General features: G+C 68.4%; 22 protein-coding genes. 10 read left to right on the forward strand and 12 right to left on the reverse strand.

Annotated elements, in window-relative coordinates:
- Nucleotides 1-31 precede the first annotated feature (31 nt).
- From ACFV15_RS38080 to ACFV15_RS38095, 4 genes are all read right to left on the reverse strand, one after another.
- Nucleotides 32-658, reverse strand: coding sequence for a class F sortase (locus ACFV15_RS38080; RefSeq protein ID WP_378357004.1), 627 nt, complete (start codon nucleotides 656-658; stop codon nucleotides 32-34).
- Nucleotides 659-788: 130 nt separating this feature from the next.
- Complete coding sequence (locus ACFV15_RS38085) at nucleotides 789-1,394, reverse strand: hypothetical protein (protein WP_378357006.1); 606 nt, start codon at nucleotides 1,392-1,394, stop codon at nucleotides 789-791.
- A gap of 229 nt (nucleotides 1,395-1,623) precedes the next feature.
- Nucleotides 1,624-2,085 (reverse strand): hypothetical protein, encoded by a 462-nt coding sequence (locus ACFV15_RS38090; protein ID WP_378357008.1) that lies wholly within the window; start codon nucleotides 2,083-2,085, stop codon nucleotides 1,624-1,626.
- 64 nt (nucleotides 2,086-2,149) lie between these two features.
- Nucleotides 2,150-3,553: an NAD(P)H-quinone dehydrogenase gene (locus tag ACFV15_RS38095; protein WP_378357009.1), complete on the reverse strand. Its 1,404-nt coding sequence runs from the start codon at nucleotides 3,551-3,553 to the stop codon at nucleotides 2,150-2,152.
- A gap of 108 nt (nucleotides 3,554-3,661) precedes the next feature.
- On the opposite strand from ACFV15_RS38095, the gene ACFV15_RS38100 reads away from it, so the two are divergent.
- A complete protein-coding gene (locus tag ACFV15_RS38100; protein WP_218134893.1) occupies nucleotides 3,662-4,114 on the forward strand; it encodes a gamma-glutamylcyclotransferase in 453 nt (150 codons plus the stop codon).
- 91 nt (nucleotides 4,115-4,205) lie between these two features.
- Here the strand turns inward: ACFV15_RS38100 and ACFV15_RS38105 are convergent, their stop codons facing one another.
- The 6 genes from ACFV15_RS38105 to ACFV15_RS38130 all read right to left on the reverse strand — a co-directional run bounded on the left by ACFV15_RS38105 (nucleotide 4,206) and on the right by ACFV15_RS38130 (nucleotide 12,046).
- Nucleotides 4,206-5,042: an endonuclease domain-containing protein gene (locus ACFV15_RS38105; protein ID WP_378357043.1), complete on the reverse strand. Its 837-nt coding sequence runs from the start codon at nucleotides 5,040-5,042 to the stop codon at nucleotides 4,206-4,208.
- A gap of 263 nt (nucleotides 5,043-5,305) precedes the next feature.
- Entirely contained in the window at nucleotides 5,306-6,589 is a 1,284-nt protein-coding gene (locus ACFV15_RS38110) for an amidohydrolase (protein WP_378357011.1), read from the reverse strand.
- Nucleotides 6,590-6,789: 200 nt separating this feature from the next.
- Nucleotides 6,790-7,065, reverse strand: a complete 276-nt coding sequence (locus ACFV15_RS38115) for a hypothetical protein (protein ID WP_378357013.1) — start codon at nucleotides 7,063-7,065, stop codon at nucleotides 6,790-6,792.
- Entirely contained in the window at nucleotides 7,062-8,057 is a 996-nt protein-coding gene (meaB, locus tag ACFV15_RS38120) for a methylmalonyl Co-A mutase-associated GTPase MeaB (protein WP_378357014.1), read from the reverse strand. The genes ACFV15_RS38115 and meaB overlap by 4 nt, the downstream gene beginning before the upstream one ends.
- Before the next feature lie 3 nt (nucleotides 8,058-8,060).
- A complete protein-coding gene (gene scpA, locus ACFV15_RS38125) occupies nucleotides 8,061-10,223 on the reverse strand; it encodes a methylmalonyl-CoA mutase (protein WP_378357016.1) in 2,163 nt (720 codons plus the stop codon).
- Nucleotides 10,220-12,046 carry a methylmalonyl-CoA mutase family protein gene (locus ACFV15_RS38130; protein WP_378357017.1) on the reverse strand — a complete coding sequence of 609 codons (1,827 nt, stop codon included), beginning with the start codon at nucleotides 12,044-12,046 and terminating at the stop codon, nucleotides 10,220-10,222. The genes scpA and ACFV15_RS38130 overlap by 4 nt, the downstream gene beginning before the upstream one ends.
- Nucleotides 12,047-12,228: 182 nt before the next feature.
- On the opposite strand from ACFV15_RS38130, the gene ACFV15_RS38135 reads away from it, so the two are divergent.
- Nucleotides 12,229-13,881: a serine/threonine-protein kinase gene (locus tag ACFV15_RS38135; RefSeq protein WP_378357044.1), complete on the forward strand. Its 1,653-nt coding sequence runs from the start codon at nucleotides 12,229-12,231 to the stop codon at nucleotides 13,879-13,881.
- On the opposite strand, the gene ACFV15_RS38140 is transcribed toward ACFV15_RS38135, so the two are convergent.
- Nucleotides 13,878-14,504: a MerR family transcriptional regulator gene (locus tag ACFV15_RS38140; protein ID WP_378357019.1), complete on the reverse strand. Its 627-nt coding sequence runs from the start codon at nucleotides 14,502-14,504 to the stop codon at nucleotides 13,878-13,880. The two genes, ACFV15_RS38135 and ACFV15_RS38140, sit on opposite strands and share 4 nt — an antisense overlap.
- Before the next feature lie 99 nt (nucleotides 14,505-14,603).
- On the opposite strand from ACFV15_RS38140, the gene ACFV15_RS38145 reads away from it, so the two are divergent.
- The 3 genes from ACFV15_RS38145 to ACFV15_RS38155 are packed head-to-tail and all read left to right on the forward strand — an operon-like array spanning nucleotide 14,604 to nucleotide 16,772.
- Nucleotides 14,604-15,569 carry a hypothetical protein gene (locus ACFV15_RS38145; RefSeq protein WP_378357020.1) on the forward strand — a complete coding sequence of 322 codons (966 nt, stop codon included), beginning with the start codon at nucleotides 14,604-14,606 and terminating at the stop codon, nucleotides 15,567-15,569.
- The gene (locus tag ACFV15_RS38150; RefSeq protein WP_378357046.1) at nucleotides 15,569-16,000 is read left to right on the forward strand and encodes an ABA4-like family protein; all 432 of its coding nucleotides are present in this window, start codon (nucleotides 15,569-15,571) and stop codon (nucleotides 15,998-16,000) included. Before ACFV15_RS38145 ends, ACFV15_RS38150 begins: the two co-directional genes overlap by 1 nt.
- A complete protein-coding gene (locus ACFV15_RS38155; RefSeq protein ID WP_378357022.1) occupies nucleotides 15,993-16,772 on the forward strand; it encodes a purine-nucleoside phosphorylase in 780 nt (259 codons plus the stop codon). The genes ACFV15_RS38150 and ACFV15_RS38155 overlap by 8 nt, the downstream gene beginning before the upstream one ends.
- 50 nt (nucleotides 16,773-16,822) lie before the next feature.
- Here the strand turns inward: ACFV15_RS38155 and ACFV15_RS38160 are convergent, their stop codons facing one another.
- On the reverse strand, nucleotides 16,823-17,962 hold the full coding sequence (locus tag ACFV15_RS38160; protein ID WP_378357024.1) for a glycosyltransferase: 1,140 nt from the start codon (nucleotides 17,960-17,962) through the stop codon (nucleotides 16,823-16,825).
- Nucleotides 17,963-17,992: 30 nt separating this feature from the next.
- Here ACFV15_RS38160 and ACFV15_RS38165 point away from each other — a divergent pair, with 30 nt between their 5' ends.
- From ACFV15_RS38165 to ACFV15_RS38185, 5 genes are all read left to right on the forward strand, one after another.
- Complete coding sequence (locus ACFV15_RS38165; protein WP_378357026.1) at nucleotides 17,993-19,621, forward strand: phospho-sugar mutase; 1,629 nt, start codon at nucleotides 17,993-17,995, stop codon at nucleotides 19,619-19,621.
- A 251-nt stretch (nucleotides 19,622-19,872) separates the two neighbouring features.
- Nucleotides 19,873-20,325 (forward strand): flavodoxin family protein, encoded by a 453-nt coding sequence (locus ACFV15_RS38170; RefSeq protein WP_378357028.1) that lies wholly within the window; start codon nucleotides 19,873-19,875, stop codon nucleotides 20,323-20,325.
- A gap of 321 nt (nucleotides 20,326-20,646) precedes the next feature.
- Nucleotides 20,647-21,045, forward strand: coding sequence for an XRE family transcriptional regulator (locus tag ACFV15_RS38175; RefSeq protein ID WP_378357029.1), 399 nt, complete (start codon nucleotides 20,647-20,649; stop codon nucleotides 21,043-21,045).
- Nucleotides 21,042-21,563, forward strand: coding sequence for a hypothetical protein (locus tag ACFV15_RS38180; RefSeq protein ID WP_378357030.1), 522 nt, complete (start codon nucleotides 21,042-21,044; stop codon nucleotides 21,561-21,563). Before ACFV15_RS38175 ends, ACFV15_RS38180 begins: the two co-directional genes overlap by 4 nt.
- A gap of 29 nt (nucleotides 21,564-21,592) precedes the next feature.
- Nucleotides 21,593-22,657: an MAB_1171c family putative transporter gene (locus tag ACFV15_RS38185; protein ID WP_378357031.1), complete on the forward strand. Its 1,065-nt coding sequence runs from the start codon at nucleotides 21,593-21,595 to the stop codon at nucleotides 22,655-22,657.
- The last annotated feature ends 12 nt before the right edge of the window (nucleotides 22,658-22,669 follow it).

A 22,669-nucleotide genomic window follows, 5' to 3' on the forward strand; every position in this document is an offset into this window, starting at 1 on the left:
GTTCTAACCGCCCGCAACGCGCACGAGTCTTTCAGGCCAGCTTCGCGTAAACGATGATGTTGTCCTTGTAGCTGTGCGCGGTCTTGTCGAAGGCGCCGCCGCACGTGATGAGCCGCAGCTGCGCGTCCTCGGTGTCGCCGTAGACGGCTTCGGTCGGGAACGTGTCCTTGGCGATCTGGTCGACCTTCGTCACCACGAACTCCACGGTCGAACCGTCTTTCCTGGCAACGGAAATCTTGTCACCCGGCGCGAGTTCCTTGAGCTTGTAGAAGATGCCGGGCTGCTTGTTGCCGTCGACGTGCCCGAGGATCACCGCGGGCCCGATCTCACCCGGCGTCGGCCCGTTCTTGTACCAACCGGCCTGCATCGGCTGCGAGACCGGCGGCACCTCGACGGTGTTGTCCGCGTTGAGCCCGAGCGGCACCAGCGTCGACTTCGCGCCGATCTTGGGCACGTCCACCGAAACCGGCTCGGACTTCGCCAGCCCGGTCGCGCCGCCGCCGTCTTCCGGCGCTGCCTGCTTGTCCTGCTGCTGCGCGGCCACCGGCTGCGGCGCCTGCGTGTCCGACGCGCAGCCGCTCAGCGTGAAGGTGAGCGCGCCGAATATGACGAGGGCCAGCGTGAGAAGCCCTCGCTTGCCCCGGAAGAAGTTCTTCATGTCCTGCCCCTCGAAATCCTGCGTGTCGTGAATACGGGCCGCCCCGGTTTCCCGGGGCCGGCCCGCCCCCTGCATTCACCCCCCACGTCACTCAAGACGCCCCCGGGGACCGAACGGTTGCCCTCAGGCGTCAGTTCTTGGCACCGCGACGGCGGTACGCGGCGTAGCCGACGCCACCGGCGGTCGCGAGCACCCCGGCGCTCGTCAGGCCGACGACGAGCGCGGTGTAGTCGGACGGGCCGTCGGAGCCACCGGTCTGCGGCGCACCGGCCGGGACCTTGGTGACCTGCTTGGCGGGCTCCTTGGCCTTGTCGGCGGGCAGCACGGTGAACGTCGTCTTGATCACGGTGCCGCGGCCGCATTCGTAGGAGACGGGGTAGCGGCCGGGCTTGACGTCCTTCACGACCGCGCTGGCCTGCTCCTCAGGCGCGACACTCGGGTCGTGCTGCGGTCCGACCGGGTGGGTGCGGCCGATGTCGAGCGCGGGCGAGTTCAGGTTCAACTCCGTGTCACAGCCGACGCTGACGGTCACCTTCTGCCCCGGCTTCGCGGCCTTCGGCGACACCTTCAGGTACGCCTTGGGCACGCCGGCGTGCTCCTCCGGAGCAGGCGCCTGCTCAGTGGTCGTGGTGGTGGTGGTCTTGTCGGTGGCGGGCTCGTCGGCCGCGAAAGCGGCGGCCGGGCCGAGCAGAGCGAAACCCGCGGCGAGGCCGGCGGCGACAATGGACTTACGCATGGTTATCCCCTGAAATTAATTAGCCTGTGGTTGCTTCAAAAGAGTTGTATTTCTTTGCGAGACCCCCGTCTCGCTCTTACACCCTTAAAGACGCCTATGCCGTATCGAGGTTGCGTCGCGGCTTGAGTCAGAATAATGAATACGGATTTCGCCGACACTCTAGAGGCGCCCGGCCACGAAAAAACCGCCACCGGGAATGCTCCCGACGGCGGTTCTCGGATCAGGAAGTCTAGCCTGCCATGCTGCCGTCACCGGCACGTGCGGCTCCGGACGGAACCTTGGCCACTTGCCCCTTGGTGACGGAAAACGTTGTGGTGTAAGACTTTCCTTCGCATTCGAGCACGAGCGGGTACCGGCCGGGTTTGGTGCCCGGCTTCAGCTTGGCTTCGGCCGTGACGTTGCCGGGCACACCGATCAGCGGCCCGAAGTCGTAGTGGTCGAAGGTGAGCACCGGCGAGGTGAACCGCGCCGTCTTGGGCGAGCTCAAGCCGTCCGTGCCCGCCGCGACACACCCGCCGAGCGCGATGTCGTTGCCGTCGCCCTGATAGGTGCCCTTGAGGCCGTGCAGCACGGCCGTGTCGGCGTTCAGCTGGACGTTGCCCGCGTTCTCCGGCTGCGCGTGCCCGGCGACCGGGCTGACGAATGCGGCGATGCCGGCGAACGCGGCGACCAGAGCGGCCTTCTTGATCACTTCAAACCCCTAGAACGTGCTTCCCAGACACGCCCTAGACGTCGTGACCCCGCTCCGGGTTGCGTCAGTCGAGATCGTCGTGGCGCATGAGCTGGCGGCCGGCCTCGGTGATCGACCCCGACAGCGACGGGTACACCGAAAATGTCAGTGCCAGATGTTCCACTGTGAGCTGGTTCTGCACGGCGAGCGCGATGGGAAGGATGAGCTCGCTCGCCGTGGGCGCCACGACCACACCGCCGACGACCACGCCGGTGGCGGGGCGGCAGAACAGCTTCACGAAACCGTGCCGGAGACCTTCCATCTTCGCGCGGGCGTTGGTCGCGAGCGGGAGCATGATCGTCCTGGCTGGCACCTCGCCGGAGTCGATCGCCTGCTGGCTGATGCCGACGGTGGCGATCTCCGGGTGGGTGAAGACGTTCGCGGCGACGGTCTTCAGCTTGATCGGGGCGACGCCTTCGCCGAGCGCGTGCCACATGGCGATACGGCCCTGCATGCTGGCCACGGAGGCGAGCATGAGCACGCCGGTGCAGTCGCCTGCCGCGTAGATGCCGGAGACGCTGGTGCGCGAAACACGGTCGACGGTGATGAAGCCGCCGGGGCCGGGTTCGATGCCGACCTTGTCCAAGCCGATGTCGGCGGTGTTCGGGATAGACCCGACGGTCATCAGCGCGTGGCTGGCCTCGATCACGCGGCCGTCGGCGAGGTGCACCTTGACGCCGGAGTCGGTGCGCTCGACCTTTTCCGCGCGCGCGTGCTTCGCGACGGTGGTTCCGCGCTGGGAGAAGACCTCTTCGAGCACCGCGGCGGCGTCGGCGTCCTCGTGCGGGAGCACGCGGTCGCGGCTGGAGACGACGGTGACCTTGACGCCCATCTCGGTGTACGCCGAGGCGAACTCGGCGCCGGTGACACCCGAGCCGATGACGGCGAGGTGCTCCGGGAGCTCGGTCAGGTCGTAGAGCTGGCGCCAGTCGAGGATGCGCTCGCCGTCCGGCACGGCGCCGGGCAACACGCGCGGGGTCGCGCCCGTCGAGATGAGCACGACGTCGGCGTCGAGCACCTCCGTCCGGCCGTCCGAGCCCTCGACGGCGACCTTGTGCGTTGCGAGCCCAGGCTCCTCGTCGCAGAAGCGCGCCTGGCCGGTGAGGACGCGCACGCCCTCCCGCTGGACCCTGGCGCGGATGTCCGCCGACTGCGCGAGCGCGAGGCCCTTGACGCGGCCGTGGACGGTCGGCAGGTCGACGCTGGTGTCGGCCAGGTCGGTGTGAATCCCCAGCTCAGCGAGGCCGTGCATGTTCGCGCGGGCGCCGGAGGAGGCGATGAAGGTCTTGGACGGCACGCAGTCGTACAGCACGCAGGCGCCACCGAGCCCGTCACGCTCGACGATGGTCACGTCCGCGCCGTGCTGCGCGGCGACCAGAGCCGCTTCGTAACCCGCCGGGCCTCCGCCCATGATCACGATCCTGGTCACCTGATTCCTCCTCCTTGGCCGGTCCTGTGCCGGTTCGACACGCTCAGCCTAGGTGGACTCGGCGAGTGCGTCCTATCGGGTGAGGGATGTATCGCTAGGCTGTGCGGCGTGCCGTTGTATGCCGCTTACGGATCCAACATGGAGCCCGCCCAGATGCTGGAGCGCGCGCCGCATTCCCCGATGGCCGGCACCGGCTGGCTCGAAGGCTGGAGACTGACCTTCGGAGGCGAAGACCTCGGCTGGGAAGGCGCGCTCGCCACCATCGTCGAAGACCCGGGTTCCCGCGTCTTCGTCGTCCTCTACGACGTCATCTCGCTCGACGAGGACCGCCTCGACCGCTGGGAAGGCGGCGAGCTGGGCATGCACAACAAGATCCGCTTGCGCGTCCAAACCATGGACGGCTCGGTCCTAGCCTGGCTCTACGTCCTCGACGCCTACGAAGGCGGCCTACCCTCCGCCCGCTACCTAGGCGTACTGGCCGACGCCGCCGAAGCAGCCGGAGCCCCCGTCGACTACGTAGACGCCCTCCGCACCCGCCCCTGCCAAGGCATAACCGGCTAACCCCGTCCCGACTCCCCAGGCACGTGTCCCGACTCTCCAGGTACGCGTGCCGACTCCTTATGCACGTGTGCCGACTCTCCAGGCACATTCCTCACCGAGCCCGACGTTCGAAAGCCGCCCGAAGTTCACGCAGCAATCGGCTCGGATCCCGTAAGTCAGCCGCCACCGCACGGATGGTGATCCACCCACGGCCTGCCAGCCGGGCATCACGCTCGTTGTCATAGTCCTTGCGCTCTTCGTGCGCGGCGAAACCGTCGTACTCCAGTGCGATTCGCAACACAGGCCATGCGAGGTCCAACACGTACAGCCGCCTGCTGCCGTCGATGGTGTAGATCTCGTGCTGAGCCTCTGGAACGGGAAAGCCCGCCTCGACGACGAGTAACCGGAGGATGCTCTCCGGCGGCGACTCGGCCTTGCCGGTCGCGAGGTCGAGCAGCATCAAGGCCCTGTGGATACCTCGCCGGTCCGGGCGCTCGAAAAGCCGGTCCCGTACGTTGTCCCGAAGCTTCCGGCGGTGCTCCTCACTGAGCCCACGCATCGCCTGGTCGAGTGCGGCGAACGCTGTCCTCTTGTCGCCATTCGACAAAAACTCGGCCAGCGCGAGGTCGAGCGAACAGACCCTCAACTCGTCGAGTTCGATCACGTCCACCGCCCGGTACTCGGCCTGGTGCACGACCAAACCGGGCTTGGCTCTGACTCGTCGCGATGGCGGGATCGTGATGTGGATACTGGCGTCTTCGACGACGGAAATCCCATGCAAGGCAAGAGAAGTCGCACCCGAAAGTGCCGACGGATCACCCACGGCCAGCAGCGCCGCATGCGCCCGAGTCGTCAACTCCAGAGCCTGAGCCGCATTGACGACGACGCCCCGATACGGCTGCACGAGCACACCGCTGGCCATCGCTTTGTCGAACGCACGACGACCGATTCTTTGGACGACCTCACTACGCAAGGCCGCCCCGTACCTTCCCCCTAAATTGACCATGCCTTCGAGGATCGAAGATCCACGCGGGTCAGCGGAAGAGGCAATTTCGCGATCTGTGGATAACTACCCCACCTGTGGATAACTCCGGGTGGGACAGGTTCACCCGATGGGGGTGAACCTGTGTACCCAGAGGGACGACACGCGTACCTGAGTGGTCGGCACGCGTACCCGAAGGGTCGGCACGCGTGCCTGGCGGGTCGGGAGGGTTAGGCGAGGGAGGTTAGGGCGGCGTGGACTAGGACTCGGGTTCCGCAGAGGAGGGCGCGCTCGTCCAAGGTGAAGGTGGGCTGGTGGATGTCGTGCTGGGGGCCCTCGCCTGACCAGACGCCTAGGCGGGCGAAGGCGCCCTGGACGTGCTCGAGGTACCAGCCGAAGTCTTCGCCGCCGGAGGACTGCTCGGTCGACGTGAGCGCGTGTTCGCCCAGGGCGGCTTCGACGCCGGCGCGCAAGAGAGACGTGCTTTCCGGGTCGGAGACGACTGGGGGGACGCCGCGGCGGTAGTCGAGCGAAAAGCCGACGCCGGTGGGGGCGAGGAGTGACTCGACCGAGGAGGCGACCAGGGGCTCGAGGGCTGTCCAGACCTCGTGGTCGGCGGTGCGGAGGGTGCCGCGCAGGAGGCCGTCCTGGGGGACGGCGTTGGCCGCCTGGCCCGCGTGGACGGCGCCCCAGACCAGGACGGTGCCGGAACGGGGGTCGACGCGGCGCGAGAGCACCGACGGCAGCGAGGTGATGACCGTGCCGAGCGCGTGGACCAGGTCGGCCGTGAGGTGGGGACGGGAAGTGTGGCCGCCAGGCGAGGTCAGGCGAAGCTCGATCAGGTCGGCGGCCGACGTCAGCGCGCCGACGCGGGTGCCGACCAGGCCGACCGGGACGCGGGGGTCGCAGTGCAGGCCGAAGATGCGCTCGACGCCTTCAAGCGCTCCGGCAGCGATCATGTCCAGCGCTCCGCCGGGCATGACCTCTTCGGCGGGTTGGAAGATGAACCGGATGCGGCCGGGCAGCTCGGGTGCGTCGGCCAGCGCGCGGGCCGCGCCCATGAGGATCGCCGTGTGGGCGTCGTGGCCGCAGGCGTGGGCGACGCCGTCGTTAACGGACGCATACGACAGCCCGGTGGCCTCGGTCAGCGGCAGCGCGTCCATGTCGGCGCGCAGCGCGACGCAGCGGTCACCCTTGCCGATGTCGCAGACGACACCGGTGCCGCCGGGCAGCACCCACGGCTTGAGGCCGACTTCGCGCAGCACCTTCATCACGAGCTCGGTCGTGCCGTACTCGCAGCGCGAAAGCTCGGGGTGGGTGTGGATGTGACGGCGCCACGCGAGCACGTCGCCCGCGTTCGCGCGCAGCCAGTCGTCGAGCCAGTACGGCCCACGTCCGGCACCCAGGTCCTGCACAGGTGCCATGGTGACTCCGGCTTCGGTGATCAACGCACCGGGTGCCACGTGACCCCCGGGGTCGCCTGGAATGTCCGGCCTGGAATCGAGAACGGTCACGCCGCACCTCCTCCCGCAACGCGAGTTGCCGATGGCTCAGTGATGTCTGTCATACGCATTTGCAGACGATGGTGCACCATGCAGGCGGCGACATGCGCACTGAGCGGAGGGGCCCTAGACGGCCGGTAGTGGATCTGCGTTGAACGGCGTGAGGGAATTCGGCGTAACCGATTGCCGATTACCTTTCGACCGTTTGCCGCCTAGGTCGACTTCTTGGACCGTGCGCGTCTTCCCCAGATCACGACGAGCAGCAGCACCACCGCCGCACCACCCGCGATCAGCTTGTTCTTCGTCTTCTGGTTGTCGGCCTCACTGGTCGACGCCGGGTCCAGCACGGGACCGGGACCGACCTGTGCCGGCGCCGTGACGTGCACGGATGCCGCGACCGGGGTGCCGTCGGCGAGTGCCGGTGAAAAGCCGAACGCCGCCACCGCCAGCACGCAGGACACGAAAAAGATTCGCAATTTCCCGCTCATTCCCCTCCTTCCACCGAAAAGGCAGCCAAGATCCGCTGCGCCGCCAAAGTAGCGGTCAACCGCCCCTCGCGCACGGCCTGCTCGACCTCGGGCACCACCGCGCGCACGCCGGGATGCGCCGAAAGGCGGCCGAGCAGTTGCTCCCGCACCATCGCCCAGGTCCAGTCGACCTGTTGACGGCGCCGCAGTTCGTCCAGTTGACCAGCATCCGCGAGCGTCTCGCGATGCCTGCCGATTTGGTCCCAAACAGTGTCAAGTCCGACATTCGTCAGCGCGCTGCAGGTGAGCACCGGCGGCGTCCAGAGCGCGTCGGGGCCGTAGATCATCCGCAAGGCGCCTGCCAGCTCACGCCCTGCCCGCTTGGCATCGCGCTCGTGGTCGCCGTCCGCCTTGTTGACCGCGATGACGTCCGCGAGTTCCAGCACGCCCTTCTTGATGCCCTGCAGCTGATCGCCGGTGCGTGCCAGCGTCAGGAAGAGGAAACAGTCGACCATGTTCGCCACGGTCACTTCGGACTGTCCAACCCCGACCGTTTCGACCAGAACGATGTCGTAACCGGCCGCTTCCATCAGCACCATGGTCTCGCGCGTCGCGCGCGCGACGCCGCCCAAAGTCCCCGAGGTCGGCGACGGCCGGATGAACGCCGACGGGTCGACCGCCAGCCTGGCCATCCGCGTCTTGTCGCCGAGTATCGAGCCGCCGGTCCTGGTCGACGACGGGTCGACCGCGAGCACCGCGACGCGATGCCCCGCCGACGTCAGGTCGGTGCCGAGCTGGTCGATGAATGTCGACTTGCCGACACCGGGCACGCCCGTGATCCCGATCCGCCACGCGCCACCGGCATGGGGCAGCAACTCGACGAGCAGCTCCTGCGCCTGCGCGCGGTGATCGTCCCGATTGGACTCGACGAGCGTGATCGCCTTGGACAGCGTCCCGCGATCACCCGCGAGCACCCCTTTGGCGTACGCGGCGACATCGACCTTGCGCGGCAACGGTCAGTGCTCCCGCAGCTGTCCGAGCAGGTCGATGGCCGCGTCCGCGATCACCGTGCCCGGGCCGAAGATCGCCGCCGCGCCCGCGGCGCGCAGCTCCTCGTAGTCCTGCGGCGGGATGACGCCGCCGACCACGACCATGATGTCGGAGCGGTCCAGCTCGGCGAGCTCATGCCGCAGCGCGGGCACCAGCGAAAGGTGCCCCGCCGCCAGCGAGGACACGCCGACCACGTGCACGTCCGCCTCCACGGCCTGCCGCGCGACCTCGCCAGGCGTGGAGAACAGCGGGCCGACGTCGACGTCGAAGCCGATGTCCGCGAACGCCGTCGCGATCACCTTCTGGCCGCGATCGTGCCCGTCCTGCCCCATCTTGGCGACCAGGATGCGCGGACGGCGGCCCTCTTCGGCGGCGAACTCCTCGACCAGCGAGCGCGCCTGCTCGACGTTCTGGGACTTGCCGACCTCGTCGCGGTACACACCCGAGATCGTACGAATCTGGCCGGCGTGCCGCCCCCACGGCTTCTCAAGCGCGTCGGAGATCTCGCCGACTGTCGCCTTCGCACGTGCGGCGTCGATAGCGAGCGCGAGCAGGTTGCCATCGCTCTCAGCGCCCGCCGTAAGCCTTCGCAAAGCGTCCTGGGTCGCTTCTTCGTCACGCTCGTCGCGCAGCCTTCGCAGCTTCTCAAGCTGCTGAGTACGCACGCCCGCGTTGTCGACCTTGAGAACGTCGATGGCCTCGTCGTCGGTCACGAGGTACTTGTTAACCCCGATCACCGGCTGACGACCCGAGTCGATCCGCGCTTGCGTGCGCGCGGCGGCCTCTTCGATGCGCAGCTTCGGGATGCCCGCGTCGATCGCGCGCGCCATGCCGCCTGCCGACTCGACCTCGGCGATGTGCGCCCACGCCTTACGCGCCAGGTCGTAGGTCAGCTTCTCGATGAACGCGCTGCCGCCCCACGGGTCGATGACCCGCGTGGTGCCGGATTCCTGCTGCAGCAGCAGCTGCGTGTTGCGCGCGATCCGCGCGGAGAAGTCGGTCGGCAACGCCAGCGCCTCGTCCAGCGCGTTGGTGTGCAACGACTGCGTGTGGCCCTGGGTCGCGGCCATCGCCTCGACACAGGTGCGCACCACGTTGTTGTAGACGTCCTGCGCGGTCAGCGACCAGCCCGAGGTCTGCGAATGCGTGCGCAGCGAGAGCGACTTCGTGCTCTTCGGGTCGAACTGCTTGACGAGCTTGGCCCACAGCAGCCGGGCCGCGCGCATCTTCGCGACCTCCATGTAGAAGTTCATCCCGATGGCCCAGAAGAACGACAGCCGCGGCGCGAACTTGTCCACGTCCATCCCGGCGTCGACGCCCGCGCGGATGTACTCGACGCCATCCGCCAGCGTGTACGCCAGCTCCAGGTCGGCGGTCGCCCCGGCCTCCTGCATGTGGTAGCCGGAGATCGAGATCGAGTTGTACTTCGGCATGTGCTGCGAGGTGAAGCCGAAGATGTCGGAGATGATCCGCATCGACGGCTGCGGCGGGTAGATGTAGGTGTTGCGGACCATGAACTCTTTGAGGATGTCGTTCTGGATGGTCCCGGCCAGCTGCTCCGGCTTGACACCCTGTTCTTCCGCCGCGACGACGTAAAGCGCCAGTACCGGCAGCACGGCGCCGTTCATCGTCATCGAGACGCTCATCTTGTCGAGCGGGATGCCGTCGAAGAGCTGGCGCATGTCGTAGATCGAGTCGATGGCGACACCGGCCATGCCGACGTCACCGGCGACTCGCGGATGATCCGAGTCGTAGCCGCGGTGCGTGGCGAGGTCGAACGCGACCGACAGTCCTTTTTGGCCTGCCGCGAGGTTGCGGCGGTAGAAGGCGTTGGACTCCTCGGCGGTGGAGAACCCGGCGTACTGGCGGATGGTCCACGGCTGGTTGACGTACATCGTCGGGTACGGCCCGCGCAGGTACGGCGCGATACCGGGGTAGGTGCCCAGGAAGTCCACATCGGACAGATCGTCCGCGGTGTACACCGGCTTGATGCCGATGCCCTCCGGGGTCTCCCACGCCAGCGCGTCCGGGCCCTTGCCGGTGCTCGCGTGCAGCGCCTCGTCCCATGCCTTGGCACCGGCGGGCTCCGGCGTGCCCAGCTCGACGTCGGAAAAGTCGGGAATGCTCATCGAGTGACTCCCAGAGTCGCGTGGAGAGCGGTCAAGGCTTCGAGTGCGTCACACCCGGCGAAGACGTAACCGGTGACGTCGGCGTAGTCACCCTTGCCCGCCAGCAAGACCGCGTCGGCGCCCGCGTTCTTCAACGCGGTGGCCACCGAATCGGCTTCCTCGGCGTACGAAGTGTTGCTGCCGCACAGGCAAGCGACCTTCGCGCCGCTCGCTGTGAACGCTGCCACGATGTCGTCGACCGCGCCGGGGTTGATCACGTCCAGCCCACCGGCCTGGAACAGGTTGGCGGCGAAACCCGCGCGCGCGGTGTGCGCGGCGACCGGTCCCAGCGTCGCGAGGAACACCCGCGGCCGCACCGAGCAGGCGTCCGCCGCGTCGCGCAACGCCTCGAACTCCTGCGCGTAGCGAACACGCGGGAGTCCACCTTGGACATCCACAGTGGACTGCTGACGGATCACCGGCTTCTCCGCCAGATTGGGGAACTCGCTGACCCCGGTGATCGGGTCCTTGCGCGTGGCGATCCGCTTGGACCGCTTGGCCCAGGTCGCGGCCAGCCGCCCGGCCAGCGAACCGGAGGCCAGCACCGCCGAGATCCCGCCCTCGCGCTCGATCTCGGTGAACTCACGCCAGGCGGCGTGCGCGAGCTGGTCGGTCAGATTCTCGACGTACCAGGATCCGCCTGCCGGGTCGATGACACCGGCGAGTTTGGACTCCTCCAGCAAGATCGCCTGTGTGTTGCGCGCGATGCGCCGTGAGAACGCGTCCGGCAAGCCGATCGCGTCGTCGAACGGCAGCACGGTGATCGCGTCGGCCCCGCCGACCCCCGCGCCGAAGCAGGCGACGGTCGTCCGGAGCATGTTCACCCACGGGTCGCGCTGGGTCAGCATCGACGGCGAGGTCACCGCGTGCTGGCGCATGGCGACGCCGGAAGCACCGGACACTTCGGTCACGCGCGCCCACAGCCGCCGCGCGGCCCGGAACTTCGCGATCGTCAGGAACTGGTCGGCGCTAGCGGCGAGCCGGAATTCCAGCTGCGAAGCGGCCGCCTCGACACTCAGCCCGGCCTCGGTCAGCGCGCGCAGATACGCGACACCGACCGCGATAGCCGCGCCGAGTTCCTGCGCGTCGGAGCCGCCCGCCTCGTGAAACGGGAGCCCGTCCGCGACGAGCGTCCGCAGCTTCGGGTATTTGCCGGACAGTCGTACGGCGAGTTCGGCGGCAGGCGCGATGTCGTGCGCCGAACCCGTACGCGCGCGCAGCCCGATCGGGTCGGCGCCGACGTTCCCGTTCGCCTCGCTGGCGGGGATCTCCTTCTCGGCCAGCACCTCGGTCAACGCGGTCGCGGCCGCCTCGAAATCGGCGCCGGGGTCGAGCACGACCGGCGCGAGCTCCAGGTAGACGCCGTTCAGCACATCGGCCAGCGCGGCGGCGGGCACCCGCAGCCACAGCGAGGTCACGCCGCCTTCGAGATCGGCGAGCACCGCCTTGTTCGCGACGGCCGGGTCGGGATCGGCGTGCAGCGCGCGGACGTCCCAGCCGGTGCTGACCGAGCCTTCCGGCTTCGCGCCGCGCACGAACGGCGACAAGCCGGGGAAACCGGCAGGCGGGGTCGTGTCTTCGGCCGTGTACAGCGGCTGGATCTCGATGCCGTCATACGTACGGGTGACCAGCTTGCTCTCGGGAGCGCCTTCGAAGTCCTCGGGTAGCGCGCCGCTCTTACGCAGCACCCCGGCGACGAGCTCCTGCCAGCGCGCATGGCTCGCGCCACCGAATTCGGCGGCGAGCGAGAGCTCGCCGGGTTCGGCCTCACCGACGTTGGTCATACCTGTCGATGGTAGTTCGCGGGCGCCGCACCCTCACCTGTGAGCCTCGTCGCTAGGGGTACGACCTTGGCTGAATGCGTCAGGTCCGGATACGACACAATCAGGGGGTGTCGACCTCCAGCGAACAGCCTCGCGTCGTGGCCGGGCGTTACCGGCTGCGCTCGGTGCTGGGTTCCGGGTCCATGGGCACCGTCTGGTCCGCCTACGACGAGTTCCTGCACCGGCCGGTGGCGGTCAAGGAAATGAAGATGCCGCACGGGGTTCCGGCCGCCCAGGTCGACGAACTCCGCGAGCGGACACTGCGCGAGGCGCGCGCGATCGCCGTGCTCTCGCACCCGAACGTGATCATCCTGCACGACATCGCCAGCGAGAACGGTGACCCGTTCGTGGTGATGGAGCTGCTGCCCTCACGCAGCCTTTCGGAGCTGCTGCGCGACCACGGCCCGCTGAGCGTCGAACAGGCCGCCGCCGTCGGCAGCGCCGTCGCCGCCGCGCTGCAGGCCGCGCACGCCGCCGGGATCACGCACCGTGACGTCAAACCGGGCAACGTGCTGATCGCCGAGGACGGCCGCATCAAGCTCACCGACTTCGGCATCGCGCGCAACGTGTCCGAGTCGACCATGACGAAGACCGGCATCATGCTGGGCTCGCCCGCCTACATCGCGCCGGAGGTCGCCTCCGGCGGCCCGGTGACCGGCGGCGCCGACCTGTGGGGCCTCGGCGCGACGCTGTTCGCCGCCGTCGAGGGCAACCCGCCGTACGACGCCGACGGCGATCCGCTGGAGACGGTCGGCAAGGTCGTCAACGGCGACGTGCCGAAACCGTCAGACGGGCCACTGGCCGAGATCATCACCGCGCTGATGGACAAGGAGCCGACGGCACGGCTCTCGCTGCGCGAGGTGCGCCAGCGCCTGCACCCGCTTCAGCCGAAGAGCCCGCACGACACCTTCCCCGCCGAGCTCTTCCACACCCCGGACGGCAAGAAGACCTCCGCGCAGCCCGCGCCGACGGACACGCAGGTCATCAAGGTCACCCCGAAGAGGGCCGAAGACACCAGCTCGGCGCTGGCTTCGGACCCCGGGCCACTGCCGTTCATGAAAGAGCAGGCGCCGGTGCTCACGGCCGCCGCGCCGCCGGTCAAGGGCCGGAGCCTGACGGCCGGGCTGGCGCTCACCCTCACCGCGATCCTGCTGTTCCTGCTCGCGGCGGGCGGCGGGTTCGCGCTGGCCAGGACGGTCGGCGGCAAGCCGATCGCCCCGCCGCGCAGCGAGCCGACGTCGAGCGTGACCGACACGGGCATCCCGGCGCAGCCGCTGAACCTGGTGGCGCAGGAGGGCGACGCCACCCCGAACAAGGGCACCGTCGGCGGGGCCTTCACCATCATGGCGCCCGAGGGCTGGGCCCGGTTCGTCACGCAGTCGCCCACCAGCAAGCTGGCGCCGAACACCGTCGTCCAGTTCATCGCGCCGGACGGCACCCGCACGGTCAACGTCCAGCGGTTCGTCGACTACTACCCCAGGTACCAGCAGCTCGACGCGTTCATCACCTGGCTGCGCCAGACCTGGCCGATCCCCGGCCCGATCGACCGGCGCGCGCTCAGTGAGCACGACCTCGTCCTCACCTTCCGCACCCAGGAGCCCGCCGGCGGCAAGTTCATCGTCGAGCGGGAGCCGTCGCCCGACACGCCCAAGGCGACGCGGACGACGTTCGCGCACGTCTTCCGGCAGAACAACAGCCTCTGGGTGGTCTCGGTGACGGTGCCGGTCGAGCAGGAGCAGGCGGGCAGGGCCGAACTGTTCGACAAGATCTTGAAGACGTTCTCGCCGAAGGCCTAGTCCTTGCCGTAGACCCGCTCTGAAACCTCCTGCTGGGCGATCCGGCGTAGCGCCATCAGCAGCGTGTCGCCGAGCACGGTGCCCACCGCGGCGCTCTCCACGATCTGTTCGACCGACTTCATCCCGGCGAGGCTGGCCAGGTCCTGTTCCGCGATCCGCCGCACGGCTTCCGCGTACCGGGGCAAGCCGTCGAGCAGGTTCTCGTGGCCGAGGTCGCGGAAGGCGCTCATCACGCTGATCAGGGTCTCGACGGCCGGATCGTCGTCGCAGGGTTCCCAGCCATGCTCCTTCGCGATGGGTTCGAAGCGGCCCAGCGCCCAGGCTCGCGTCTCCTCGTCGACGACGACGTCGGGCACCGTGATGCCCTTCTGCGCGAAACCCAGCGCCGAGTGCGTGGACACGTGGTCGTCGATCGCGGCGAGCGTTTCCTGCACGGCGGCGATCGACAGGCCGCCGACGTCGATCAGCGCGCGGACCAGCTTGAGCCGCCGGACGTGGGCTTCGCCGTAGCGCGCCTGGTTGGGGCTGGTGCGCTCGCCGGGCTGGAGCAGGCCTTCGCGCAGGTAGTACTTGATCGTCGCGACCGGCACCCCGGACGCGCTGCTGAGCTCGGCCATGCGCATGGAGCGTTTCACCTTTCCTGTGGACATTCTCAGGATGGATAGTATAGCTTTCCATAACGGAGAGCTTCACTATCCATATCTGTCTTGGGGAGACCGCTCATGTCTACAGCGCGTGATCTGGCGCAACGCACGGCCACCTGGCATCGGCCGATGATGGTGCTCGCGGGCGCCATGGCGGTGATGACCGTGGTGAGCATCGGGGGGCTGCTGTTCGACGACCGGGTGCTCATCGGGGCGCCCATCTGGCTGAAACCGTTCAAGTTCGCGGTCTCGATCGGCATCTACGGGCTGACCTGGGGCTGGATGGTCTCGCTGCTGCCGAAACGGAAGTGGGCGAACCGGCTGTCGACCGGGATCGTCGCCATCCTCTTCCTGGAGTACGCGCTGCTGCTGGTCCAGGCGATTCGCGGGCACGCCATGCACTTCAACGTGGCCACGCCGCTCGACTCGACGCTGTGGTCGGTCATGGGCTCGTCGATCGTCGTGCTCTGGCTGTTCACGCTCGCGCTGACCGGGCTGATGTTCCGCGCGAAGATCGCCGACGCCGCGTCGCGCTGGGCGATCCGGCTCGGCGGGGTGCTGTCGCTGATCGGCCTCGGGCTCGGGTTCCTCATGACCGGCCCGACCGCGCGGCAGATGGCGACCATGAAGAGTGGCGCCGCGCCGACGTTCATCGGCGCGCACAGCGTCGGTGTCGAGGACGGCGGGCCGATCATGCCGATCACCGGCTGGAGCACCACCGGCGGCGACCTGCGGATCCCGCACTTCGTCGGGATGCACGCGCTGCAGGCGCTGCCGCTGTTCGTGCTGCTGCTCGGAGTGCTGGCCATCCGGATCCCGCGGCTGCGTTCGGGCGTCGCCCGGCTGCGGCTGACCTTCGTCGCGGCGGGGTTCTACGCCGGGCTGACCGGGCTGGTGACCTGGCAGGCGCTGCGCGGGCAGTCGCTGATTCACCCGGACGGGCTGACCTGGCTGGCTTTGGCGGGCCTCACCGGGCTCGCGGCGATCGCCGGCCTGTGGGCCGTCTCGACGCCTGCCGACGACCGTGATCTGGTGGCGGCGTGATGTTCGACTTGGCCTTTTACCTGGCGGCGCCGTTCTGGGCGGTGATGATCCTCGCGCCCTCCTGGGGGTGGACGCGCAAGCTCGTCGCCTCGCCGTGGGTGACCACGCTGCCCTTGATCTCGTACTTCTGGTTCGTGGTGCCGCACTTCGGTGAGCTGTGGACGGTCGTGTCCAGGCCGGATCTCGGTGCGTTGCGGGCGTTTCTAGCCCAGCCGTACGGCGCGGCCGCGATCTGGGCGCATGTGGTCGCGTTCGACCTGTTCATCGGCAGGTGGATGTACCTGCAGGGACGTGAGCGCGGCATTCATCCGGTGGTGGTGAGCCTGATCCTGTTGCTGACCATCTTCCTGTCCCCGATCGGGGTGCTGGTGTTCCTGGCTGTACGGGAACGGTCACGCAGCGAGCCCGGATACGCTGCGGTTCATGAGTGAGAACGAAGCCGCCGCCGTCATCGCCGAACGGACCGGCGTCGCCCAACACGACATCGCGGTGGTGCTGGGCTCCGGCTGGCGCCCAGCCGCCGATGTCATCGGCGAGCCGACCGCGGAGATCCCGCTCGGCGAACTGCCGGGATTCGTCACGCCGGGCGCCGTCGGCCACGGTGGCACCGCGCGGTCGGTGAAGGTCGGCGACAAGCACGCGCTGGTGCTGCTCGGCCGCACGCACCTGTACGAGGGCAAGGGCATGGACCCGGTGGTGCACAACGTGCGCACCGCGGCAGCGGCTGGCGCGAAGTCGGTGCTGCTGACCAACGCGGCCGGTGGGCTGCGTGAAGGTTTCGCGGTCGGTCAGCCGGTGCTGATCTCGGACCACCTGAACCTGACCGCGCGCTCCCCGATCGTCGGCGCGAACTTCGTCGACCTGACCGACCTGTACTCCCCGCGCCTGCGCGCGCTGGCGCTGGAGATCGACCCGACGCTGGCCGAGGGCGTCTACGCCGGGCTGCCAGGCCCGCACTTCGAGACCCCGGCCGAGATCCGCATGCTGCGCACCATGGGCGCGGACCTGGTCGGCATGTCGACCGTGCTCGAGGCCATCGCGGCGCGTGCCGCAGGCATCGAGGTGTTCGGGCTTTCGCTGGTGACCAACCTGGCCGCCGGCATCACCGGCGAGCCGCTGAACCACGAAGAGGTGCTCGAGGCGGGCCGCGCTTCGGCCACCCGCATGGGCACCCTGCTGCGCGATCTGGTCGCGCGCGCCTAGCGTTCCGAGTGAAGGCCTCGTTCATCGGGTGAACGAGGCCTTCACTGGTTTCAGCGAGGCTTCGCGTAAGCCGGGAGCTGAGCCGCGACGTCGTCCGGTGACGGCATCGAGGCGACCTCTTCGGCGAGACGCTTCGCGGCCGTCTGAACGGTTTCGTCCTCCAGCAACGACTTGGCCTGCTCGTACACGGCCTCGGCGGTGAACTCGTCCGGCAGCAACCGCGTTCCGACGCCCGCGGCGAGCACCGCTTCGGCGTTGGTGAACTGGTCGGCACCCTGCGGGATGACCAGCTGGGGGTGACCGGCGGCGAACGTGCCGAGCGTGGTGCCGCTGCCACCGTGGTGGACGACGAGCGCGACATGCGGCAGCAGGTCCGCCTGCGGAACCCAAGCAGCCAAGTGGACATTCGACGGCACGCCGCCGAGCGCATCGACATCGACGGACGGGCCGGCCGCGACGAGTACGTTGACCGGCAGCTTGGCGAGGCCTTCGATCGCGCCCTTGAGCACGTCGACGTTGCCGAACGCGGTGCCGAGGGTCAGGTAGACCAGCGGCTCGTCCTCATGAACGAGTCCCGGCAGCTCGCCGGGCTCGTTCCAGCCGACCGGGCGGAGCGGGATGCGCTCGTTGGCGGCCATGAAATCGGGCGCCTGCACGGATTCCGGGCAAATGTCGATGTACGGGTCGCCGATCATGAGCGGCCCGGCCAGCTCGATGCCGAGCTCGGCGGCGTAGTCCATGAGCGGCTTCGCGATGCTCTCCGTCAGGTCTCCGACGGAGACCCGGCCGAAACCGTGTGCCACAGCCGGAATTCCGGCCAGCTTGGCGGCGAACCCACCGCCGGGATTGCCGGATTCGTACACGACGAGATCGGGCCGCTCGGCTTCCAGCACCGGCTTCAGTTTTTCGACGGCCAGCCTCGGCAGCGCGTCGCCGAAGACCTTGGCGACGATCTTCGGCAGCTCGTCTTCCGGCGGTGGCCAAGTGCCCTCACCGACGACCGCGGCGAAACCGCTGGAGATGTCGATCGTGACGGCGGCGGTGTCCAGACCGGCCTTGCGCAGGCTCGGCAGAAGTGCTTCACCTGTCGCGAAAATGACTTCATGCCCGGCTTTGCGGGCGGCGACGGCGAGCGGGAGTAGTGGATAAGTATGACCGTGTGACCCCAGAGAGGTGAACAACAATTTCACCCTTTCCAACGTACCCCGTACGCTGACGCGGTGACCACCGCATTAACGCCGGCGCTGCGCGACAAGGCCTTTCGCTGGATCGCCGACGACGCCGACGCCGACTCCCGCGCCGAGCTGCAGGGCGTGCTCGCGCGCGCGATGGGCGGCGAGGCCGCGGCACTCGAAGACCTCGAAGACCGCATGTCCGGCCCACTCGAATTCGGCACGGCCGGACTGCGCGGCCCGGTTCGTGCGGGCCCGAACGGCATGAACGTCGCCGTGGTCACGCGCACCACGGCCGGTGTCGCGACCTGGCTGCTGGCGCACGGGCATTCCGGCGGCACGGTCGTCGTCGGCCGTGACGCCCGCCACGGCTCCGAAGCGTTCGCGACGGCCGTCGCGGAGGTCCTTTCCGCGGCCGGTTTCGCCGTCAAGACACTGCCAGGTCCGCTGCCGACGCCGGTGCTGGCGTTCGCGGTCCGCGAGCTGGGCGCGGTGGCCGGCGTGCAGATCACCGCTTCGCACAACCCGCCCGCTGACAACGGCTACAAGCTCTACGACGCTTCCGGCGCCCAGATCGTCCCGCCTTCGGACGGCGAGATCGAGCGCGCGATCGAAGCGGCACCCGGCGCCGTTTCGGTGCCCCGCGCGCCGGGCGCGGTGACCGTCGACCTGGTCGACGCTTACCTGGACCGGGTTTCGTCGCTGCCACGCGGCCCCGAGCGTGCGCTGAAAGTCGTCGCGACCGCGTTGCACGGCGTCGGCGCGGAGACCTTGCGCAAGGCGTTCGCGCGCGCCGGTTTCACGGACCTGACGCTTGTCGAGGCCCAGTCGGCGCCGGACCCCGACTTCCCCACGGTGTCCTTCCCCAACCCCGAAGAGCCGGGCGCGACGGACCTCCTGCTCGCGCTCGCGTCCGAAGTGGACGCCGACCTGGCCATCGCACTCGACCCCGACGCCGACCGCTGCGCGCTGGGCGTCCGCGTCGGCGGCACCTGGCGAATGCTGCGCGGCGACGAGACCGGCGTACTGCTCGGCTCTCACATTTTGTCCACTGTGGAGACTCCGGACCCCTTGGTGGCCACCACGATCGTGTCCTCCTCGATGCTCGGCGAGATCGCCGCGGCACACGGCGCGCGCTACAAGGAGACCCTCACCGGCTTCAAGTGGCTCGCGCGCGCGGGCGAAGGCCTGGTCTTCGCTTACGAAGAGGCGCTGGGTCTTTGCGTGAACCCCGGGTTCGTGCGTGACAAGGACGGGATCGCGGCGGCGGTACTGTCGGCCGGGTACGCGGCGACCTTGAAGGCGGCCGGGCGAACTTTGCCGGAGGTGCTGGACGAGCTGTACGTCCAGCACGGGGTGCATCTGACGGACCAGGTTTCCTTGCGCGTCACGGATCTCTCGGTCCGCGGCCAGTTGATGGCAGGCCTGCGCGCCGCGCCGCCCGCTGCTTTGGGCGGCGTCGATGTGACGTTGACGGACCTGCTGCCGGAAACGGACGGGTTGCGGCTTCTCGGCGAGGGCGTCCGGGTGGTCATCCGACCTTCCGGCACCGAGCCGAAGCTGAAGGCCTACCTGCAGGTGAAGGAAACCGTGACCGGTGAGCTGGCCGAGGCTCGCGATGCGGCGGCCAAGCGGCTGGCGGCCCTGCGTGCCGATGTCGAGGCACTCTTCGCCTGAGGTGTCGTGAGTGTTGCATGAACACCGTGGCGTGTTCGGTGCTGGCTGGTGAGGGACTTCTTCGCCACGTCCACCCGAGGTGCGCTCAAGCCTCGGGTGGACGTGAAGCGAGGGGGCCCTTGGGTGCGTTGTACGCACTCGAGGGCACCCTCGCTTTGACCAGGCCAGGCCGAGATAAAGCCCGCTGAATCCCGGACTTGGACGCCACGTTGCCCTTCCGTCTCATAGCACCGTCGGCAACACTCACGACCATGGCAACGCTCTTGATCGTGCATCACACGCCTTCGCCGTCGACGCAGGCGATGTTCGAGGCCGTCGTCTCCGGCGCGACCGATCCCGAGATCGAGGGTGTCGACGTCGTGCGCAGGCCCGCGCTGGGCGCGACCGTGTCGGACGTGCTCGCGGCCGACGGGATCCTGCTCGGCACGCCGGCGAACCTCGGGTACATGAGCGGCGCGGCCAAGGTGTTCTTCGACACCGTCTACTACCCCTGCCTGGACGCGACTCGGGGCAGGCCGTTCGGCTTCTATGTGCACGGCAACAGTGACCTGGCCGGGACCGTGCGCGGGATCGAATCCATTACAACTGGACTGGGTTGGGAAAAAGCGGCGGCGCCCGTGCTCGTCACCGGGGAGCCGTCGAAGGATGATCTCGCGGCTTGCTGGGAACTGGGTGCGACGCTCGGAGCAGGGCTGATGCCCTGAGAACCCCTGGAAATTAAGGGGGCCTGTCACCGGAAGCCCTGGGGGTCGACCTCCGGCAACAGGCCGATGGTCGAGGGTTCGTCGTGAAGACGATCAACCTCGACACCAAGAGCGTACTACATCCACCCGGCCCCGCACGAGGGGAACACCCCCTGATGTTGCTTCCGCGCACCCCCAGGGTGCGAAAGCGGGCAAAAACAGGGGTTGCCTCCGTCGCGGGCCGCAAGTCGCCACACTGTAAACCACTGCATACAGCATCTGTCAACATGTGTGTACAAATGGCTCCGCGTTACACTGCGGCTACCGAGGAAGGAGGCGGACGTGACCGACGACCAGACGTTCGCCACGAAGCTGAGCGCCTTGATCGACGCGGCGCGCGCGAACGGGGAAGCGCCGCACAGCTACCGCGAGATGTCCTCGGCCATCGAGGCGGCGGGCGGTCCGGCGATGTCGTCGGCGTACATCCAGCAGCTGGCGACCGGCAAGCGCATCAACCCGAAGATCCACTACGTCGAGGCGCTGGCGAAGCTGTTCAGTGTGCCGGTCACGTACTTCTTCGACGGAGTGCAGGCCGAGCCGGAGCCGGCGCGCGGCGAGGCGAAGCTGATGGCGATGCGGGCGCAGGAGCTCTCGCCGGAGGGCAGGCGCCAGGTGATGGACCTGCTCGATCTCGTCGAACGGTACGAGCGAGCCGAACGGCACAAGACCGAAGAGCCATGAACGAGCGGCAGCTTCGCAAGCGGTGCCGCAGACTGCTCAAACAGCTCGACATCGAGCCACCGCTCGATGTCGTCCAGCTCTGCGCCCGCCTCGGCGAGCAGCGCGGCAAGCCGATCCGGCTGATGCCGTACCCGCTCGAGGTGCCAGGTCCGTTCGGCTGCTGGATCGCCACCTCGAGCGCCGACTACATCTTCTACCAGCAGGAAACCACCAAATCGCACCAGGATCACATCATCCTGCACGAGCTGGGGCACATCCTCGCCGATCACCATCCCGGCGGTGACGCCACGCCAGGCGACTTCCTGCCGGGACTGCCACCGGACATCGACAGCGACGCCATCGGCCGCGCACTGCGCCGGACCTCCTACGATGAGGCCCACGAATGGGAAGCCGAGACCGTCGCCACGATCATCCTCGAATGGGCCGCGGTCTTGAACTACACGATTCCGCAGCGTGCCCAGGACCATGATCTCCGCCGTATCCAGGGCACACTCGGCGACCATCAAGGGTGGCTGTGAGTCTTTTCAGTCCCATCAACATCGTTGCCATGGTGCTGTTCTCCGTCGCGCTCGGCTGGCGGATCTACCAGATCAAACGCACGCCGCGCAGTCTGCCCGCGTGGGCCGTGATGATCACGATCGCCTGTTTCCTGGGCTCTTTCCTGACCCAGCAGAAGGTCGTCGACGACTGGATCGACGATTTCGCGGGCAACGGCGTGAGCAGGCTCGCCAGCAATGTCGTGCTGACCGTCGGCCTCTGCGCGCTCTTGATCTTCTTCCTTGGCTCGGCATTGGGCCCGCAGCGCTATCGCCGCGTCGCCGTCGAGCTGATCCCGCTGGGCGTGGTACTCGTGCTGCTGACGGTCTCGCTGACCGCCATGCCCGCGGAGATCCGCGGCCAGTCGCTGAACAAAGACAACGTGCACATCGCCAGCTTCGCGGTGTTCTACCTCAGCGCCGGGCTGTACATGTTCTACGGGCTGATCGCGTGTTTCCGCTGGATGCTGCGGTATCAGCGCACGGCCGACCGTAACCTCTCGGTCGGCCTGCGGATCGCGGGCGCCGGGATGGCCTCGCTCGCGCTGGGCGCCGGTGTGCGCGCGCTGTACATCATCATCGCGTGGGTGCTCGGCCCGACCGTGCCGATCCTGCTGACGCTGGGCATCATCCTGGTGATCGTCGGCGCACTGCTTTTCCTTTCCGGCATCACCTATCCCGGCGTGCGCGCGCGGATCGACGCGCTGCGCCGCCGTCGCAGCCACCGCAGGCAGTACGAACGCTTGAGTCCCTTGTGGACGGTGCTGGTCGAGGCCTACCCGAACATCGTGCTGAACTCCGGCCCGCGCCCGCGCGGCGCGCACCGCCGCTTCTACCGGCGCGTGATCGAGATCCGCGACGGGCTCGTCCAGCTCAGCCCCTACCTCGAAGGCGACCTCACCACGCTGGCCACGGCCAACCCGGACGGCGCCGCGGCCGAACTCCGCTCGGCACTCGCCCGCCAGGCCTCCGGCGAGGAAACCGACCACCGCGCGCACCTGGTGCTCCCGGGCGGCGGCGACATCGAGACCGACGTCCAGCCCCTGCTGGCGCTTTCGGCCGCTTTGGGGTCGTGAGTGGTATGGCCG

The sequence above is a fragment of the Amycolatopsis sp. NPDC059657 genome (assembly GCF_042734395.1).
Classification (GTDB): Bacteria; Actinomycetota; Actinomycetes; order Mycobacteriales; family Pseudonocardiaceae; genus Amycolatopsis.

Bases quoted from the DNA above. Each gene is read 5' to 3' on its own strand.
- ACFV15_RS38080 (WP_378357004.1), bottom strand. From the start codon at position 658: ATGAAGAACTTCTTCCGGGGCAAGCGAGGGCTTCTCACGCTGGCCCTC.
- ACFV15_RS38085 (WP_378357006.1), bottom strand. From the start codon at position 1,394: ATGCGTAAGTCCATTGTCGCCGCCGGCCTCGCCGCGGGTTTCGCTCTG.
- ACFV15_RS38115 (WP_378357013.1), bottom strand. From the start codon at position 7,065: ATGAGCGGGAAATTGCGAATCTTTTTCGTGTCCTGCGTGCTGGCGGTG.
- scpA (WP_378357016.1), bottom strand. From the start codon at position 10,223: ATGAGCATTCCCGACTTTTCCGACGTCGAGCTGGGCACGCCGGAGCCC.
- ACFV15_RS38130 (WP_378357017.1), bottom strand. From the start codon at position 12,046: ATGACCAACGTCGGTGAGGCCGAACCCGGCGAGCTCTCGCTCGCCGCC.
- ACFV15_RS38135 (WP_378357044.1), top strand. From the start codon at position 12,229: ATGGGCACCGTCTGGTCCGCCTACGACGAGTTCCTGCACCGGCCGGTG.
- ACFV15_RS38140 (WP_378357019.1), bottom strand. From the start codon at position 14,504: ATGCGCATGGCCGAGCTCAGCAGCGCGTCCGGGGTGCCGGTCGCGACG.
- ACFV15_RS38145 (WP_378357020.1), top strand. From the start codon at position 14,604: ATGTCTACAGCGCGTGATCTGGCGCAACGCACGGCCACCTGGCATCGG.
- ACFV15_RS38150 (WP_378357046.1), top strand. From the start codon at position 15,569: ATGTTCGACTTGGCCTTTTACCTGGCGGCGCCGTTCTGGGCGGTGATG.
- ACFV15_RS38155 (WP_378357022.1), top strand. From the start codon at position 15,993: ATGAGTGAGAACGAAGCCGCCGCCGTCATCGCCGAACGGACCGGCGTC.
- ACFV15_RS38170 (WP_378357028.1), top strand. From the start codon at position 19,873: ATGGCAACGCTCTTGATCGTGCATCACACGCCTTCGCCGTCGACGCAG.
- ACFV15_RS38180 (WP_378357030.1), top strand. From the start codon at position 21,042: ATGAACGAGCGGCAGCTTCGCAAGCGGTGCCGCAGACTGCTCAAACAG.
- ACFV15_RS38185 (WP_378357031.1), top strand. From the start codon at position 21,593: ATGGTGCTGTTCTCCGTCGCGCTCGGCTGGCGGATCTACCAGATCAAA.